Here is a 15896-nt window from a genome sequence, read left to right on the forward strand (position 1 = left end):
GATGTGAGAATCAGTTAATATAAGGCTTCGCCTTCCTCAGTCACAGGGGTGGCCGGGTACTAATGGAGTTGCGGAAAAGGCACCTGGCTGAAAGGCTCAGAAGCTGCCTAAGAATTGTGTAATATAAATGTGGCTTTGGGTAATAGATTACTCGGAAGCACTACGAGTTTACTGCTATACTTCTGGATTTATACGTTTTGTTGCCATACTTACTTTCATAGCCATACCCATACCCATAGCCATACTGCCCGTTAACAAAACCTCGCGGCTTCACCCCGTTGAACACAATGGCAACATTGTTTAATTGCCTGAGCTTGTTGTCTTGGGTAAAGCGCTGTACCAGGCTCTTAGGAGTATAGGCATGCCGGATAACGAGCAGCGTTATATCACAGTATTCTGATAGAAGGTAGGCATCGGATACAAGGTCTAGCGGGGGCGTGTCGATGATCACATAATCAAAAGAGTCCTCCAGAAACTTAAATAGTTCCTCCATTCTGCTATTAAGCAGCAATTCCGTATGATCCCCGATATTGATACCGGCAGGTATGATGCTTAAGTGCTCAAATGAGGACTCCTTTACAATTTCAGGAGCTTGGATCTTACCTGTTAAATACTCGATCAAGCCTGGCTCATTGGCTTTCTCAAAGAGCACAGACGTGTTTGGGTTGCGCAGATCAAAGTCTACGAGTGCTACCTTTTTAGAAGAAGAAGCAAGGCTGATGGCCAGGTTACTGCTGACAAAGCTTTTGCCCTCCCTCGGGATGCTGGAAGTTACCATGATCTTCTTTCTGGTAAAGGTTCTGCCATACAGCCCCATGGTCACCCGCATTTGCCGGAACTGCTCCACCTGTGCTACATTTTCTGAGTTTAAAAGCGTGTCTTTTCCTTTACGCTTCGAGATGGAAAGTTCTGCTACAATAGGGGAATTGGTATAGCTCTCTATCTCAGAGCGGAAGAGCACCTTGCTGTTAAGCAATTCTTTGCCGGTTACCAAAGCAATACCTGCTCCCAGCGCTAACACGACGGATGTCAGGTAAACGTACAGGGGGTTTGGACTTACAGGTTCCCGGGAAGCCTCAGCGTGATCTACAACTTTTACATCTTCAGCGGAAGGGGCATAAGAGAGTACTGTTTCCTCCCGTTTCTGCAGCAGGAAGCTGTAGGCATTGTTTTTGATGGCCTGCTGCCTGCTGATCTCCAGTAACTCCCGCTCTTTCTGCGGTATGCTCTGTAGCACCGAGCTGTATTGCGTGTTGGTAGAGGCTACCTTGTCGCGGCTGGCAACTAAGTTGCTGCGCTGGTTCTGTATATTTTCCAGCACACTTGGCCGCATGCTTTCGATCTCCTCGCGCAAGGACATGAGCAAGGGGTTGTTTTCCGCGGTTGTTTCCTTTAGTTGCTGGTATTGTATCTCTGCATTGTAAAGCTTCTGCAGCAGTTGGGATAGCACCTCATCGCTAACCCCTAAGGTAGAGGGCACAATGCCTGCATTATGCTCTTTGCCCATCACGTATTTTTCAACATTATCCAAAACGGCTATCTGGAGGTTGATCTCATTTAGCCTGCGGTCGTTGAAGTCTACACTTTGTAAGTATAACTTACCTTGCTCATTTAAATTTACAGCGCCGTTGGAAGACTTATACTTTACTATCTGTGCCTCCAATGCATTTAACTCTTTTTCCATAAGCTGGATGCGGTCCTCCACAAATGCCAGCGTCTGCGTTACCAGAGCATTTCTATCGACTAGTCCGGCCTGTAAATAAGCGTCTATCAATGCGTTGAGAATGTCTTCGCCTCTTTCCGGTACTTTGTCTTCAAGGTAGAGGTTTACAACACTCGATGCTTTGCCGGGCGACTCTACATAGACACTGCCGACTAGCTGCTTGGCAACGACTTTGGGATTGTTGATAGAGAAAAACAATGGGTTCTGAGCTGTTCCTTTTTGCCGCAGGTTCTTCTCAAATAGAATCTCTCCATATGGAGTCTTAACCCAGGTGTTGAGCGGGTATCCTTTTCCATCAATCGTTACTTTGTTGGTTTGCTCGTTAAACGTAAAGTATACTGCCGGATATTCTGTAGCTGTATCCGGTGACTTTAGTATGATAGCAATGGGTGAGGTCGTATAAGCGGGTATAGATTTGAATTTATCCTGCTCATAAACTGGCGCATAGAGCCTGAGTTTATGCACGACCTGCGTCATCAAGGCACTGGATCGTAAGACATTAAGCTCATTTTCCACTGTTTTGTTGGTGCTAAAGGCATCTATAGACTCCATTATCTTGGAGGCATTAACCCCTTTTTCCTCATCCTTTATGAGTAATGCAGCCGATACGGCATAGGATGGTATCGTATAATATTTAAGGTATGCCCAGGCGCCAGCCATTCCGATAGCCAACAGAAATAGGAATAGCGGCCAGAACGGTAAGAATTTATAGAGCAGTGCTACTGCCAGGTTTTCTTCTGAGTTTGTTTTGTTTTTATCCATACTCGTCGTGATTATCTTACTAAACGATCTATGCTGACTACAACTAGCGTGAGGGAACTTATGACAAGAGGCAGCCACTGTCTTGCAGCACTTGCAGAGGCAATTTTGGTTTTGTTAGGCTCTACATAAATGATGTCGTTTGACTGCAGGTAGTAGTAGGGGGAAGTAAATATTTCATCTGTTGTTAGATCCAACCTTACCAGTTTCTTTTGGCCTTCCTCCTCCCGTATTAAGAGCAGGTTATCACGGTTGGCATAAATGGTGAGGTCACCTGCTAGGCCGAGGGCCTCGAGCAGGGTCAGTTTCTCGTTTGGAACAGTAATAACAGAAGGGCGTGCCACCTCCCCCAGTACCGAAACCTTGTAATTGAGGTAGCGAATGTCCACGATAGGGTCCAGGAGCAACTTTCTGCTGAACAACTCCTGTTCAATCTTTTCCTTCAGCGCCTTCTTGGACACGCCAGCGGCTTTGATTTTGCCCAATAAGGGGAACTGTATGTACCCGTCCAAATCAACAAGGTAGCCAGACACAGGCGCTATGGTATTGGAAGCGCTTGCACTCCGTAGGTTTTCGGCGCTGTATACATTGAATATTTCGGTGGCCTGCGGGTTTAGGCTGCTGACAGAGATGTTCAGGAGATCATTCTTCTGGATAATGGGCTCCAGATTCTCGAAGTTGCTGTTGTACTCAGCCTTACCGGAGCCGCCGAAGTAGACGGCTTCCTTTGTGTTAGCACAGGCTGATAAAAGCGAGAAAATTATCAGGAAAAAGAAAATTCTAGATAAACGTTGCAATTCCATTCTCAAGTTAAGTTAGGGTGTACACATGCCGGTATATAGCATGACCGATACTTATATAAAATTAGATGCTGGTAAACTATAGTTATAATTATAAGCGAATAATTACAATACGCATGCGTTTTGCCTAAGTTGTTCAAATAGGATATGTATTTTTGATATTACTATAAAGAATATGTAATATTACTATATACGAAATCCGCAAAATACAGAAAGACAGCCTTATCCGTTTAGAGAGTGCAATCTGTGAGGAAAAGAAAGAGCCCCTGCTGATTTTATCAGCAGGGGCTCAAATTTAGGTTAGCTCCTATAGAAGCAGGAGGGGAGATGGGTTTGGCTTAGTTTATAGTATACTTGTGCAAGGGCTATTTCCTGAACCTGTCAGCCACTACCAACTCCTTAGTGCCGTGTGTCCAGGAGTAGAAGCCCTGGCCGGATTTAACGCCTCTGTGACCGGCCTGCACCATGTTTACCAGCAGCGGGCATGGGGCGTACTTGGGATTGCCAAAGCCATCATGCAGCACCTTCAGGATGGAAAGGCAAACGTCTAGACCGATAAAGTCGGCCAGTTGCAGTGGCCCCATCGGGTGCGCCATGCCCAGTTTCATAATGGCGTCGATCTCCTCCACGCCGGCCACGCCTTCATAAAGACTGTAGATCGCCTCGTTGATCATGGGCATCAGGATGCGGTTAGCCACAAAGCCCGGGTAGTCGTTTGCCTCGGCAGGTACCTTGCCCAGCTGCTTCGATAGCTCCATGATCTGCTGCGTCACCTCGTCGGAGGTGGAGTAACCGCGGATCACCTCCACCAGTTTCATCACCGGCACCGGGTTCATGAAGTGCATGCCTATCACCTTGTCAGGCCGGTTAGTAACGGAAGCAATCTTAGTGATAGAGATTGAGGAGGTGTTGGAGGCAAGTATGGCCTCTGGTTTGGCGAAACTGTCCAGGTCCCGGAAGATCTTCAGCTTCAGGTCCACGTTCTCCGTGGCAGCCTCCACCACCAGATCCGCGTCTTTCACGCCCTCCCGCGTATCGGTATAAGTGGTAATGTTAGTTAACGTCTGCTGCTTCTGCTCCTCGGTCAGGTTGCCTTTGGCTATGATGCGGTCCAGATTCTTGGCGATGGTGCCCAGTGCCCGCTGCAGCGCCTCGTCCGAAATGTCCACTAGCGAAACGGGGAAGCCGTTCTGCGCAAAAACGTGGGCGATGCCGTTGCCCATGGTGCCAGAGCCTATTACTGCTACTTTCTTCATAGGTATATCGTATGTCAGTTTTTAATCCTTACAAAGCTAATAGGTTTATACTTATACTTTGGTTAGAGGAGAGGTGATCTTTAAATAATTATACTTTAAATAATTTAAAGCAGGCGGCCATAGCTGTACTGTTAGAAGCCTGGCGATGCTGCGGATAATGCAGGCGAGCTATGCCGGATAGGTGTAAATAGTTGAGGTAAGAGGGGTTAGGCATTGTATTGCACGCTGGTATATAGAAACAATTACCTATTGCAATAGAAAATTATTGCATAATATACATCTTTTGGTCTAAAGCTCCGTAAAAGCTAAAAATTAAAAACACAAAACGCATGGGCGGTGGCTGATGTTAGTGATACCCTTACCTGCCCGGCGTTGCTAAAGACAAAACGAAAACTATGGGAAATTTACTTTATATCATCGCCGTAGTGCTGGTGATCTTCTGGCTGATTGGGTTTCTGGGATTCCCGGATGCCGTTGGCGGAATTATACATGTGCTGCTGGTTATAGCTGTGATTGCGGTGCTGTTGCGCCTCATCAGGAGCGCTTAACCCTCGGCATTGATTTACGTTAAAAAGAGAAAAATCAACTCAAACACTATAAATAGACAAAACTATGGGAAATTTATTGTATGTTATAGCTGTCGTACTCGTGATCATCTGGCTCATTGGTTTCCTCGGATTCCCTGATGCGGTTGGTGGTCTGATACACATTCTATTAGTAATCGCCATTATTGTAGTGCTGCTCCGCCTGATACGGGGCTGATAGAGCATTACTAAAAATAAAAGGGGCTGCCGAATACCGGCAGCCCCTTTTTTATAGGTATACTTTATACTTAGCGGCTGGTAAAAGGAACGTTAAAGCCCACGCGTATCACCGGGTTGCTGTAGGGGTTGATCGGGTCATCGTTTCCGTTGTAAAGCACGAGGATGTCGAAAGAGCCTTTATGCGAGATGCGCTGCCGGTAGCCCAGCCCCACCATAGGTATGGTCAGCGCTGTGCGGTCGGTATACCGCCTGCCGGTCGCGTCAAAGTACGGAACGCTTATACTTAGGGCCTCTGCCTCGGCATGCGCCAGCACGGCGCCGTCGCCAATGCTGAACATCTCCACCTGCAACAGCGCGCGCCCACCGTAGTGATGCAGGTTAAACCCATCGCCGCTCTGGTAGTGATAAACGCCGCCCACTCCTGCGAACAGCTTCGGCGTAAGGGCATAGCTTAACGTTGGCAGCAGGGCAATGTTGGTATAAGTGCCGAACTGCAGCCCGAAGCTTCCTCCAAAGTACAGCCTGTCAATAAACCGAAGCTGCTCCTCCTGTGGCTCGTCTTGCTCCTGTTGCCGCACCACCTCCGGCTGCTGTTGCTCCCGCACCCGTGGTTGCGGCTGCGGCCTTGGCTGCACTACCGGGGCCGGTGGGCCTGTGGGCAACTCCGGCTTGCGGTAGGTGGTGTCAGGTACCTGGGCCGCGGCGTTTGGGCTGGCAAGCAGCACAAGCAGAAGCGGCAATAATAGAGGCGTGAGGAGGCGCAAAGGCGTCAGCATGGGTTTACAGGTATGGCATTTATACTTATACTTTATACTACGGCCGTGGCATACATTTTCTTGCGCAGCTCCTTTATCGTCTCATCCGACAGGTACTCCTCATAGGTCATGCGCTTATCAATAATGCCGTTTGGCGTAAGCTCTATAATACGGTTGGCAATGGTGTCCACAAACTGCAAGTCATGCGACGAGAAGAGGATGGTGCCGTCAAAGTCGCGCAGCGAGTTGTTCAGCGCCTGAATCGACTCCAGGTCCAGGTGGTTGGTTGGCTCATCGAACACCAGCACGTTGCCGGACTGCAACATCATGCGGGAAAACATGCAGCGCACCTTCTCGCCTCCCGACAGCACGTTGGCCTTCTTCAGCGACTCCTCGCCCGAGAACAGCATGCGGCCCAGGAAGCCACGGATAAAGCTTTCGTCCTTCTCCACCGAGTACTGGCGCAGCCAGTCCACCAGGTTCAGGTCCGTGTTAAAGAACTCCTGGTTATCCTTCGGGAAGAAAGAGGAGGTGATGGTGGTGCCCCATTTAAACTCACCGCTGTCTGCCTTCTCCTCCTCAAAAAGAATTTTAAAGAAAGTAGAGGCGGCAATGTCGTTGCGTCCGATCACGGCAATCTTATCGCCCTTATCCACCATAAAGGTGATGTCGGTGAAGATCGGCTGACCGTCGACCGACTTGCTCAGGTTCTCCACGTTCAGGATCTGGTTACCCGCCTCACGCTCCGGCTTAAAGGCGATGTAGGGGTACTTGCGCGACGAAGGCTGAATGTCGTCCACAGTAAGCTTCTCCAGCAGCTTGGCACGCGAGGTGGCCTGCTTCGACTTGGAGGCGTTGGCGCTGAAGCGGCGAATAAACTCCTCCAGTTCCTTGCGCTTGTCCTCGGTCTTCTTGTTGGCATCGGAGCGCTGCTTCAGGGCCAGCTGGCTCGACTGGTACCAGAAACCATAGTTACCGGCGTACATCTTGATCTTGCCAAAGTCGATGTCGGCCACGTGCGTGCACACGGCGTCCAGGAAGTGGCGGTCGTGCGATACAACGATCACCGTGTTCTGGAAGTTATCCAGGAAGTTCTCCAGCCACATGATTGATTCGGCGTCCAGGTGGTTGGTAGGTTCGTCGAGCAGCAGGATATCGGGGTTACCGAACAGGGCCTGTGCCAGGAGCACGCGCACCTTCTCGCTACCGCTCAAGTCCTTCATCTGGGCGTGGTGCAGGTTTTCAGTGATGCCCAGGCCACTCAGGAGTTCGGCCGCCTCGTACTCTGCGTTCCAACCTTCCAGGTCGGCAAACTCACCCTCCAGCTCGGCGGCACGCAGGCCGTCCTCCTCGTTAAAATCAGGCTTGGCGTAAACGGCGTCCTTTTCCTCCATAATGCTCCAGAGGCGCTTGTGGCCCATGATCACGGTCTGCAGGGCAGGGTACTCATCGTACTCAAAGTGGTTCTGCTTCAGCACCGCCAGGCGGGCATTGGCCGGAATATCCACGGTGCCGGTGTTCGGGTCGATGTCACCGGACAATATTTTCAGGAAAGTTGACTTGCCGGCACCATTAGCCCCGATCAGGCCATAGCAGTTACCGGGTATAAACTTGATGGTTACATCTTCAAATAATGTGCGCTTGCCGTAAGACAGGCTGACATTGTTCGTACTAATCATAAAAGCTTAAGTATAAGTATGATGTTAGATTTGGCTGCAAAGCTACGAAATAAAAGCTGGTTTTTGGTGCCTCTTACGTTGGAGAGGAGTATAAAGTATAAACCCGGACCGGGCTGCATCTATTTAAGAACCAGTTGCTTTTGCGGCGGTTCACTAAAAAATCAGACGCAAACCACAACGTAGCCATGCAATCTATAGTATATAATTTCAATAATATTCTTGAGCATGCTGCCTGCAGGTGTAATCATGGTGCCCCAGGCTGCTTATTGTTTAACCAAAATTATGGTTAATCTGTTCATTTTAAAGGATTTGATGCAAAACACATATAACGTATATAAAATGGCTTCTGCTAAAGTTTCTTTTCAGAATATCGCTATTAAGTATGGCTTAATAGTAGGCGCAGCGCACATCATTTTTTTCCTGTTGATGCGGATGCTGGGCCTCACCGACATCGTAGAGCTCTCTTACCTGAGCGGCATCTTCCTGATCATAGGCATTGTAGTGGCCATCTCCAGGTTCAAGCGCCTGCGGGGCGGGGTGATCCGGTACTTCGACGGGTTGGGTGTCGGTCTTATCACTGCCTTTGTGTCATCGCTGATTCTGGCGCTGTTTCTGGTGTTCTACGTCACAGTGCTCGATAGGTCGTACCTGGAGATGATGCAGTCAAGCGCCCTGTTCCCGGAGGGGCTGTCGGTGCTGTCCATGTTCTGGATCACCATCGCCCACGGTACGTGGCCTGGGTTTATTGTTGGATTTATTGCCATGCAGTGGTTCAAGAGCGAGGAGCATACCATGCCGAACCGGGCGTAGCGTACACGCCTCCCTGCTTATACAAGTTTCCTCTTAAACTGAACCTGCTATGGAAAAGATTGGCCTGAAGTACGGGCTGCTTACGGCTGCGGCGCTTATCGTATACTTCTTCCTGATGCGGCTGCTGGGGCTCGTTCACATCATCGAGCTGCGCTTCCTCAACGGCCTGATCATGGCGGCGGGGGTGGTGCTGGCAATAAGGGCGTACAAAAAAGCGATGGAGGGTAACATCCCATACTTTAAGGGCTTGGGCACCGGCTTGATAACGGCGGTGGTGGGCACGGTGGTTTTCGCTGCCTTCATGGTGGTGTATGTGAAGACAGCAGGCCACTCGATGATAGAGATGCTGTCGGCGGAGCGGTACTTCGGGGAGCGGGTGGAGTCTACGCCGGGTGTGGTGATCTTCTCGGTGCTGCTGCTGGAGGGAGTGATCTCGGGCTTTATGTTTGCCTTCATTGCCATGCAGTGGTTTAAGCAGCGGCAACACAAGGTGCCCGGGGCGCCTTAGTAGCATCGGTTCTCTACTTTATGAGATGTTACCGGCATGCACGCAAAAGGGCCAGTTATAAAAGTATAACTGGCCTTTGCTTTTAAGATGCTGTCGAATTCTTACTTGACCACGCTGTCCGGCCGCTGTATGATCTGGACCACAACCTCGTGCAGGTCGCCTTCCTTATCCTCCAACTTAAAGATAACCATCGGGTTATCGGCGTCATGAATCGATTCTGTATTTATTACCCGCTCGCCTTCGTCCAATTTTGTTTCCAGCTGTTGCGTCAGGTCTTTCACGGCTCTGGCGAAACTCACCTCCAGTTTACTGGGATTGTAAAACCTTGTCCTCATGTTGCTTTAGTTAAATCGAAACCTTCTTTCATGTTTGAGTTTCGAGGTTATACTTTAAAAAAATCCTATTCAGGAATTCATATATAAAGTATACCGATATAAGGGGGGATGGTTACGCCATTAGAAGGTTATTTGGCGAAAGACATCAGTCTCTAGCTTAAATAAATAATAGTTTGCATGAGGTTGTGAGAAAATTATAAAAAATAATTAAAAAATATAATATTTAAATATTTTTCCTAACTTGCGCAAGAATTGTACGTTAAAGACAGCTAAAGGAACACTTAACTACTAACACGTTTTACTAATTCGAAATGAAAAAATCTTTACTTGTACTTGTGATGATGCTGATAGGATCAGCCAGCTACGCCCAGGGTTTACATCCCACAGACGAAGGGCTGGACCTGGTGGTGCTGTCGATGGAGTTGGATGGGGCAGCTATGGCAAGTATGGAAATGAAGCAGGAACTGAGCCTGACCGAAGAGCAGTTTGACCAGGTGGCGCAGCTAAACAACAGCCGTTACCAGCAATTGCAGCAAGCAGAGTCCAGCTTCACAAACGACTCCTTCTCACGCTCCAAAGAATTCAGAAGCATACAACTCGAAAACGACCGTAACCTTAAAAGCGTGCTTACCCCCAGGCAACTGCGCGAGTACCAGCGCCTGGAAGGTCGCCTGAACCTGCAACTGTTAACCGAGAACGAGGAATAAGGAAATTTAGCAACCTCTAAAAATATGGCGAAGCCCGGGTTTTTACTCGGGCTTCGCTGTTTCTTCGCTCACCGGCCTGTAATAGGTTATCTCCGAAACCTTGCCAAGTGAGTTGAGGCGCACCTGCACCCGGTTTGCCTCCGATAGCTGGGTGCGGCGTTCCTCACTTTGGCACTGCTCCCCGGGCTCAATGTAGTAAAAGTAAATGCGCTGGCTGCGTTCCATCAGTTCCTCGCTGTCGGGTCTGCCCAAAACGTTGCGCACCACATATTCCTTTTTGCCATACATCTCTTTCCTGATCAACTCAAACTCATCTACCAGCCCGGCGCGCTTGTTGTCGCAGCCAAAACGGTCGGCCTTCCAGGTGTCGCTGTCAAAATCCTTCAGAGAGTCCGGCGTGATGCAGGCGCCCAGCAGCAGGAGTCCCAAAAATTGTGTCGCTATAAATCGTTTTGCCATAGTCTTGCTTGTTGGCTTAAAGTTGCAGCAAGATCTTTTCCCAGACAAGGCAAACCGGGAAAATAGATTTATTTAAGTTATACTATATTTAATTGGATAGGATTAATAAGCTGTGTTTTATGGTGCTGTAACTGTTGCAGATACGGGAAAAGGTGCTTAAGTTAAGTATGAGAATGCAACAGGGGCTCGTGCCGCCACGGAACAATTTGCACTTCATTACATGTTACTTTAACCGAACCCATTTAACAGAAGCTTAAACAAGACTTATGGTAAGAGTGTTTCTAACTGCTATCACCCTCGGACTCCTTTCTTTTACATCTCCTGCACCTGAGCGCGCTGTTGCTACGCCGGCCACCATTGTGGCCGAGGCAAACGAAGTGCTTGAAGCCAATGCCGGGGGCGCTGCGGCTGCAAAAGAGGCGGCGTTTGATACTCATGTACAGGAGCTTTACAACGCAGGCAGGTTAAAGGAGAAGGGCCTCTCTTACGAGGTGTTTGAGAAAGCCCTGGTAGGTTTCCAGAACTTCAAGCGCCTGCAGATGGTGGCACCCGATAAGTCTATACTTTCTGTGGTGGACTTTACGAAGTCCAGCGCACAGAAGCGCCTGTGGATCATCGATCTCAAATCAAAGAAAGTGCTTTTTAACACGCTGGTGGCCCACGGCCGCAACACCGGTCAGGACAAAGCCACGCAGTTCTCCAACGAGTATGGTTCCTACATGAGCAGCCTCGGTTTCTATATAACGGATGCCACCTACCACGGCAAGCACGGCCTGTCGCTGCGCCTGCAGGGCATGGATGAGGGCTATAATTCCAATGCCATGGAGCGCGCCATCGTGGTGCACGGCGCCGACTACGCCACCGAGAAGTTCGTGAAGCAGTATGGCCGGCTGGGCCGCAGCCTCGGATGCCCGGCGGTGCCGCAGGAGGTTTCTAAAGATGTGATCGAAGCGATCAAAGACAAGTCAGTGCTATACATCCACGGAAACGATAAGGCTTACACCTCGCAGTTCCTGGACAACACGCAGGCGGTGGACTACTTTGCCGCACAGGCCGGTACGGATGTGATGAGCATCTGAGCGCTAGACTTCTAAGGAAATAAAGTATAAAAGCCACCTGCTATGGGAATAGCAGGTGGCTTTTTTTGTACGTATACTTTTACTGGTTAAGCTTCGTCTTTCGTGGTTTTAATCAGGTTGATTCCTGCAAAGAAGAAAATCAGCCCTACCACAAACGGAACGGCGGAAGTATACTTGCCTATCGCAGCCCCATCACCCCCCATCAGGAAGGCATAGGCGCCCCATATAATACCTGCAATACCGAGTACTGTAAGAATGGTGCCGAATGTTCGCTTCTGATTCATGGTTCTAACAATTGGTTTCACTTGTCTGCAGCTTCGTGCCGCAAGCAAGTTTCTGTACGAAAAGCAGCCCATAAAGTATACAATCCTCCTAATATATCTGCCCTGGTACCGCTTCCTGAGCCTCAGAATCGTACGTGAAAGTATGCCCCGCAAGTTTTTGGGTGCAGCGCAGGCAAAGTCCACAACCAGCGCGTCTGCTCGCACGTTTTCTCTGTACCATCGCCCAAGGGGCACGAGGTTTAGCTAATATTCAATGAAAGAATGAGAGGAATACTTAAGTTTATCGTAGCCCTGCTGATTGCGGCTGTGTCGCTGGTAACATACTGGTGCAGCTCTGAGACTAACGAGTTTACCGGGGAGGAACAGCGTGTGGACATGACCGTGGAGCAGGAGATAGCCCTGGGGCTGCAGGCGGCCCCGCAGATGGCGGAGCAGTATGGTGGCCTGCACCCGGACCAGGAGGCAGCCCGCGAGGTGAAGGCTATTGGCCAGAAGCTGGTGCAGAACACCCGGGCGCGCGACACACCTTACCAGTTTGATTTCCACCTGCTGGCCGATGAGCAGACGGTGAACGCCTTTGCCTTGCCGGGAGGGCAGATCTTTATCACCGCCGGTTTGCTGCGCAGGCTGGAGTCGGAGGGGCAGTTGGCGGGTGTGCTGAGTCACGAGATCGGGCACGTGGTGGCGCGCCACTCGGCGCAGCAGCTGGCAAAGGCCAAGCTTACGCAGGGCCTCACCGGCGCAGCCGCCATTGCCATGTATGACCCTGACAATCCTGCCAGTCGCTCCGGGGCCGCTGTGGCCGCCATGATCGGGCAGGTGGTGAACATGAGCTATGGGCGTGAGGATGAACTGGAGTCGGACGCGCTGGCCGTGCAGCTGACCGGTGCCGCCGGGTATGACCCACGGGCCATGAAGCGTGTGATGGAGATTCTGGAGGAGGCCAGCGGAGGCGCAAGTGGTGGCCCTGAGTTCATGCAGACGCACCCCAACCCGGGTAACCGCATGGCTCGAATTGAGGAGGCCATCCAGCAGGAGTACCCGCAGGGGGTGCCCGAGGGGCTTATCCAGTAAGTATATTTTATACTTTTTATACTTTCCAGCGCCTCTAACCGGGCTGCAAGCTGTGTAAAGTTGCGTATGAGGTACTAAAGGAAACAGGAAAAAGATGGATGTACAAAAGCACAGTAATATACTGTTCGTGCTGAACCCGATTGCCGGCGATATCGAGAAAGAGGATCTGAAAGAAGATATCGCCCTGATCTGCCGGGAGCATGGGATAACGTGTGAACTATACACCACCACCGGCCAGGACGATGAAGCGCAGCTGAAGGAAATGATCGGAGCAGGTGCCTACGACGCTGTGTACGCCGTCGGCGGGGATGGCACGGTTAGTCTGGTGGGCGGTTTGCTGATCGGTAGCAGCACGCCACTGGGCATCATCCCGCTGGGGTCCGGCAACGGACTCTCCAAAGACCTCGACATCCCGCAGGACACAGAGGAGGCACTGCAGCTCATCCACACGCATGTGGTGCGCAACATCGATACCATCACGCTCAATGGCATGCCTTCCATCCATCTCAGTGACCTTGGTTTTAACGCTTTGGTAGTGAAGCGCTTTTGTGAGGGCGACACGCGCGGACCCGGTTCCTATACCTGGATTGCCCTGCAGGAGTACCTGAGCTACGAGCCCAAAACTTACCGAATAGAGACCGATGCCGATACTTTCGAGGGCAAGGCCTTTATGGTGACGGTAGCCAACGCCAACGCCTGGGGCTCCAATGCCAGCATCAACCCGGATGGGATTCTGAATGACGGCAAATTTGAGATCTGCCTGATAGAGCCTTTCCCAAGGGCGGCAAGCGTTGGCATACTTTATAAACTCTACACCGACAGCATCGACACCAGCGTGTATACCCGCATCCTCAAGTGCAGGCGCGCCACCATCTACAACCCCGACCTGGAGGTGATGCACATAGACGGCGAACCTGTGGAGACAGCGGAGAAGATAGAGGTGGTGATGCACACCAAGAGCCTGAAAGTCATACTTCCCGCCGGAGAATGAGGATGGGCTACAGTAGCTTCCGGAAAGCAAGCTGGCCCTGCCCGGGAGTGGCGGAAACGGTGCGGCACTCCAGCCATACCTGCCCGTTGCTGTAGTAGTTGAGCACGAAGAAGCCCAGTTCCTCCAAGGCAAAGGTGGCCCGGCCGCCTTTCTTAACAAACGCCAGTTTGCTGCCCGAGCCGCTCACGATGTAGTGGTTGCCCTGTATTTCAAAATGCTGCAGGTTATGGTCGTGGCCGCCCACGTAGATCAGGTTGTTGTAGCGGTGGAAAATACGGAGCAGGCGCTTGCGCATCTTCTTATACTTGCGGTGCGACATGTCTTCATAGGCCCCGAACATTTTGCGGTAGAAGGGGTAAATTGAGCCGAAGAGGGGCAGCGGGATCAGGAAGCGCTTGTGCAGGGCAGTGAGCGGAAAAATGTGCTGCTTGATGGTGAATTTGCCGCCGTGCATGGCATTGCTGTAGAGCGGATGGTGCCCGGCTATCAGGATGCGCTGGTGGCTGTTGCGCTTCAGCAGCTTGTTCAGGCTGACAAAGAACTCCTCAATATCCGCGTAGGGGCAGCCATACTTACTGCCAAGTGGCTTAGTGCCGCGCTGCACAAACCATTGCGTGTTTATCACCACCAGCAGCAGCCCCTCGGCCAGCTGCAGGCAGGAGGGGCCGGGGCAGCCCTGCGGGGGCAGATAGCTGTTAGGCTGTTGCAGGTGCTCCAGCACGTAAGCTTCCTGCCGCAGCAGTTGCTCATATCCGCCCTCGCGGCCCTTCAGCCAATCATGGTTGCCTCCCAGAAAAATACCCCGCCCGGGGTAGCTTTTTATACTTTGGATGAGGGTGTTAAGCCGGGCCTCTGCCAAGTCGCGGTGGCGGTTGCCTGCCTCGGGCAAGCCGATAGGGTAGAGGTTATCCCCCAAAAAGATCATGGTGCCTTTCGCTCCTGCCTCCTGCTGCCACGCCTGCACCAGCTTCATCACAGGATCGGTGCCATCGGTGGCGATGGCGCCCACATCGCCCAACAGGGCCGCCGAGTGCACCAGCTCCGCCTCCGGGGGCGGTGCATGCCGCTGCCAGCCCACATCCGATAGCCTGTAGAAGGGCTTGCGCCTGTACTTGCGTTCCTGCCAGTAACTGAAGAAGAAAAAGGCAGACAGCAGTACCGGAACGACGATGAGAAAGTATACCAGCATAACGTATAAACAGCGCGGGACCTAAAAGTTCGGGGGCGTCAGGTTTTTGAAGTGGCCGTTCAGCTTCACCCGTTCCTTTAGTTTCTCGGTTTCGAGCAGCATGGGCAGGAGCTGCTGCAGGTGTAGTAAAATCACTTCCTGGCGTTCTTTCTCGCTCAGCAGTTGCAGCAGCGCATACTCCTGCTCTGTGTTCAGGCCCAGTTGGTGCGCAATATCGTAGCTTTTAAAGTCCTCCGGCAGCTCCAGGTATAGGTTGCCCAGGCCCAGTGTCTCGTAGAGCTGCTCCAGAAGCTCCTTTATCTTGATTTTGGTGATGATATCCTCTTCATAGTCGTTCTCCACCATTTCCACCTCCCCACCGGCATACAACCTTCCGGGCGCCATTTTATCGAACTGCTGGATCTTGAAAATTTTCAGGCCCTTGGTGCGGATGTCCATCTCGCCGTTATCATACTTCTTCTCGATGTTCAGGATCTCCACTTCTGTGCCGAAAAGCCCCACGCCATTCTGAATGTGGGTGGGTATGCCGAAGTTCTTGCCGGTCTCCACACAGTCCAGCACCAGCTGCTTGTAGCGCGGCTCAAAAATGTGCAGGTTCAGCTTCTCCTCCGGGAACACCACAATGCTCAGCGGAAACAGCGGCAGGTATTTTGTAGCGGGCATAGGTCGTTGGTTTTTGCTTCAATATAAGGGTTTATACGTTCTGTTTGCTTCTGTTTTAACC

The 15896-nt window shown here is 51.0% G+C and carries 18 protein-coding genes; 8 read left to right on the forward strand and 10 right to left on the reverse strand.

What is annotated here, in order from left to right:
- Positions 1 to 160: 160 nt before the first annotated feature.
- From A3841_RS13645 to A3841_RS13655, 3 genes are all read right to left on the reverse strand, one after another.
- Positions 161 to 2275: a GumC family protein gene (locus A3841_RS13645; protein ID WP_235861415.1), complete on the reverse strand. Its 2115-nt coding sequence runs from the start codon at positions 2273 to 2275 to the stop codon at positions 161 to 163.
- Between the two features lie 221 nt (positions 2276 to 2496).
- Positions 2497 to 3285, reverse strand: coding sequence for a polysaccharide biosynthesis/export family protein (locus A3841_RS13650; RefSeq protein ID WP_073852902.1), 789 nt, complete (start codon positions 3283 to 3285; stop codon positions 2497 to 2499).
- A 362-nt stretch (positions 3286 to 3647) separates the two neighbouring features.
- Positions 3648 to 4538 carry a 3-hydroxybutyryl-CoA dehydrogenase gene (locus A3841_RS13655; RefSeq protein ID WP_073852903.1) on the reverse strand — a complete coding sequence of 297 codons (891 nt, stop codon included), beginning with the start codon at positions 4536 to 4538 and terminating at the stop codon, positions 3648 to 3650.
- A 395-nt stretch (positions 4539 to 4933) separates the two neighbouring features.
- Here A3841_RS13655 and A3841_RS20065 point away from each other — a divergent pair, with 395 nt between their 5' ends.
- Together A3841_RS20065 and A3841_RS20070 are read left to right on the forward strand one after the other, a co-directional pair.
- The gene (locus A3841_RS20065) at positions 4934 to 5086 is read left to right on the forward strand and encodes a lmo0937 family membrane protein (RefSeq protein WP_139237079.1); all 153 of its coding nucleotides are present in this window, start codon (positions 4934 to 4936) and stop codon (positions 5084 to 5086) included.
- A 64-nt stretch (positions 5087 to 5150) separates the two neighbouring features.
- Complete coding sequence (locus A3841_RS20070; protein ID WP_108212982.1) at positions 5151 to 5300, forward strand: lmo0937 family membrane protein; 150 nt, start codon at positions 5151 to 5153, stop codon at positions 5298 to 5300.
- Positions 5301 to 5370: 70 nt separating this feature from the next.
- Here the strand turns inward: A3841_RS20070 and A3841_RS13660 are convergent, their stop codons facing one another.
- Both A3841_RS13660 and A3841_RS13665 read right to left on the reverse strand, forming a co-directional pair.
- Complete coding sequence (locus A3841_RS13660; RefSeq protein WP_170866204.1) at positions 5371 to 6078, reverse strand: hypothetical protein; 708 nt, start codon at positions 6076 to 6078, stop codon at positions 5371 to 5373.
- Positions 6079 to 6110: 32 nt separating this feature from the next.
- Positions 6111 to 7736 (reverse strand): ABC-F family ATP-binding cassette domain-containing protein, encoded by a 1626-nt coding sequence (locus A3841_RS13665; protein ID WP_073852904.1) that lies wholly within the window; start codon positions 7734 to 7736, stop codon positions 6111 to 6113.
- A 339-nt stretch (positions 7737 to 8075) separates the two neighbouring features.
- On the opposite strand from A3841_RS13665, the gene A3841_RS13670 reads away from it, so the two are divergent.
- Together A3841_RS13670 and A3841_RS13675 are read left to right on the forward strand one after the other, a co-directional pair.
- Positions 8076 to 8546, forward strand: coding sequence for a DUF4199 domain-containing protein (locus tag A3841_RS13670; protein WP_073852990.1), 471 nt, complete (start codon positions 8076 to 8078; stop codon positions 8544 to 8546).
- 49 nt (positions 8547 to 8595) lie between these two features.
- Positions 8596 to 9054, forward strand: coding sequence for a DUF4199 domain-containing protein (locus A3841_RS13675; protein WP_073852905.1), 459 nt, complete (start codon positions 8596 to 8598; stop codon positions 9052 to 9054).
- Between the two features lie 101 nt (positions 9055 to 9155).
- Here the strand turns inward: A3841_RS13675 and A3841_RS13680 are convergent, their stop codons facing one another.
- Entirely contained in the window at positions 9156 to 9389 is a 234-nt protein-coding gene (locus A3841_RS13680; protein ID WP_073852906.1) for a hypothetical protein, read from the reverse strand.
- A gap of 311 nt (positions 9390 to 9700) precedes the next feature.
- Between A3841_RS13680 and A3841_RS13685 the strand changes: the two genes are divergently transcribed.
- Entirely contained in the window at positions 9701 to 10096 is a 396-nt protein-coding gene (locus tag A3841_RS13685; protein WP_073852907.1) for a hypothetical protein, read from the forward strand.
- Between the two features lie 42 nt (positions 10097 to 10138).
- Here A3841_RS13685 and A3841_RS13690 read toward each other — a convergent pair whose 3' ends face one another.
- Positions 10139 to 10555 carry a hypothetical protein gene (locus A3841_RS13690; protein WP_073852908.1) on the reverse strand — a complete coding sequence of 139 codons (417 nt, stop codon included), beginning with the start codon at positions 10553 to 10555 and terminating at the stop codon, positions 10139 to 10141.
- A gap of 266 nt (positions 10556 to 10821) precedes the next feature.
- Here A3841_RS13690 and A3841_RS13695 point away from each other — a divergent pair, with 266 nt between their 5' ends.
- Complete coding sequence (locus A3841_RS13695) at positions 10822 to 11634, forward strand: murein L,D-transpeptidase catalytic domain family protein (RefSeq protein WP_073852909.1); 813 nt, start codon at positions 10822 to 10824, stop codon at positions 11632 to 11634.
- Positions 11635 to 11720: 86 nt separating this feature from the next.
- On the opposite strand, the gene A3841_RS13700 is transcribed toward A3841_RS13695, so the two are convergent.
- Positions 11721 to 11918 carry a hypothetical protein gene (locus A3841_RS13700; protein WP_073852991.1) on the reverse strand — a complete coding sequence of 66 codons (198 nt, stop codon included), beginning with the start codon at positions 11916 to 11918 and terminating at the stop codon, positions 11721 to 11723.
- Positions 11919 to 12179: 261 nt separating this feature from the next.
- Here A3841_RS13700 and A3841_RS13705 point away from each other — a divergent pair, with 261 nt between their 5' ends.
- Complete coding sequence (locus A3841_RS13705) at positions 12180 to 12992, forward strand: M48 family metalloprotease (RefSeq protein ID WP_073852910.1); 813 nt, start codon at positions 12180 to 12182, stop codon at positions 12990 to 12992.
- 94 nt (positions 12993 to 13086) lie between these two features.
- A complete protein-coding gene (locus A3841_RS13710) occupies positions 13087 to 13983 on the forward strand; it encodes a diacylglycerol/lipid kinase family protein (RefSeq protein WP_073852911.1) in 897 nt (298 codons plus the stop codon).
- Positions 13984 to 13990: 7 nt separating this feature from the next.
- Here the strand turns inward: A3841_RS13710 and A3841_RS13715 are convergent, their stop codons facing one another.
- Positions 13991 to 15172 carry a metallophosphoesterase gene (locus A3841_RS13715; protein ID WP_073852912.1) on the reverse strand — a complete coding sequence of 394 codons (1182 nt, stop codon included), beginning with the start codon at positions 15170 to 15172 and terminating at the stop codon, positions 13991 to 13993.
- A gap of 21 nt (positions 15173 to 15193) precedes the next feature.
- Positions 15194 to 15835, reverse strand: a complete 642-nt coding sequence (locus A3841_RS13720) for an LON peptidase substrate-binding domain-containing protein (protein WP_073852913.1) — start codon at positions 15833 to 15835, stop codon at positions 15194 to 15196.
- Between the last annotated feature and the right edge of the window lie 61 nt (positions 15836 to 15896).

The sequence above is a fragment of the Pontibacter flavimaris genome (assembly GCF_001907195.1).
In the GTDB taxonomy this organism is placed as follows: Bacteria; Bacteroidota; Bacteroidia; order Cytophagales; family Hymenobacteraceae; genus Pontibacter; species Pontibacter flavimaris.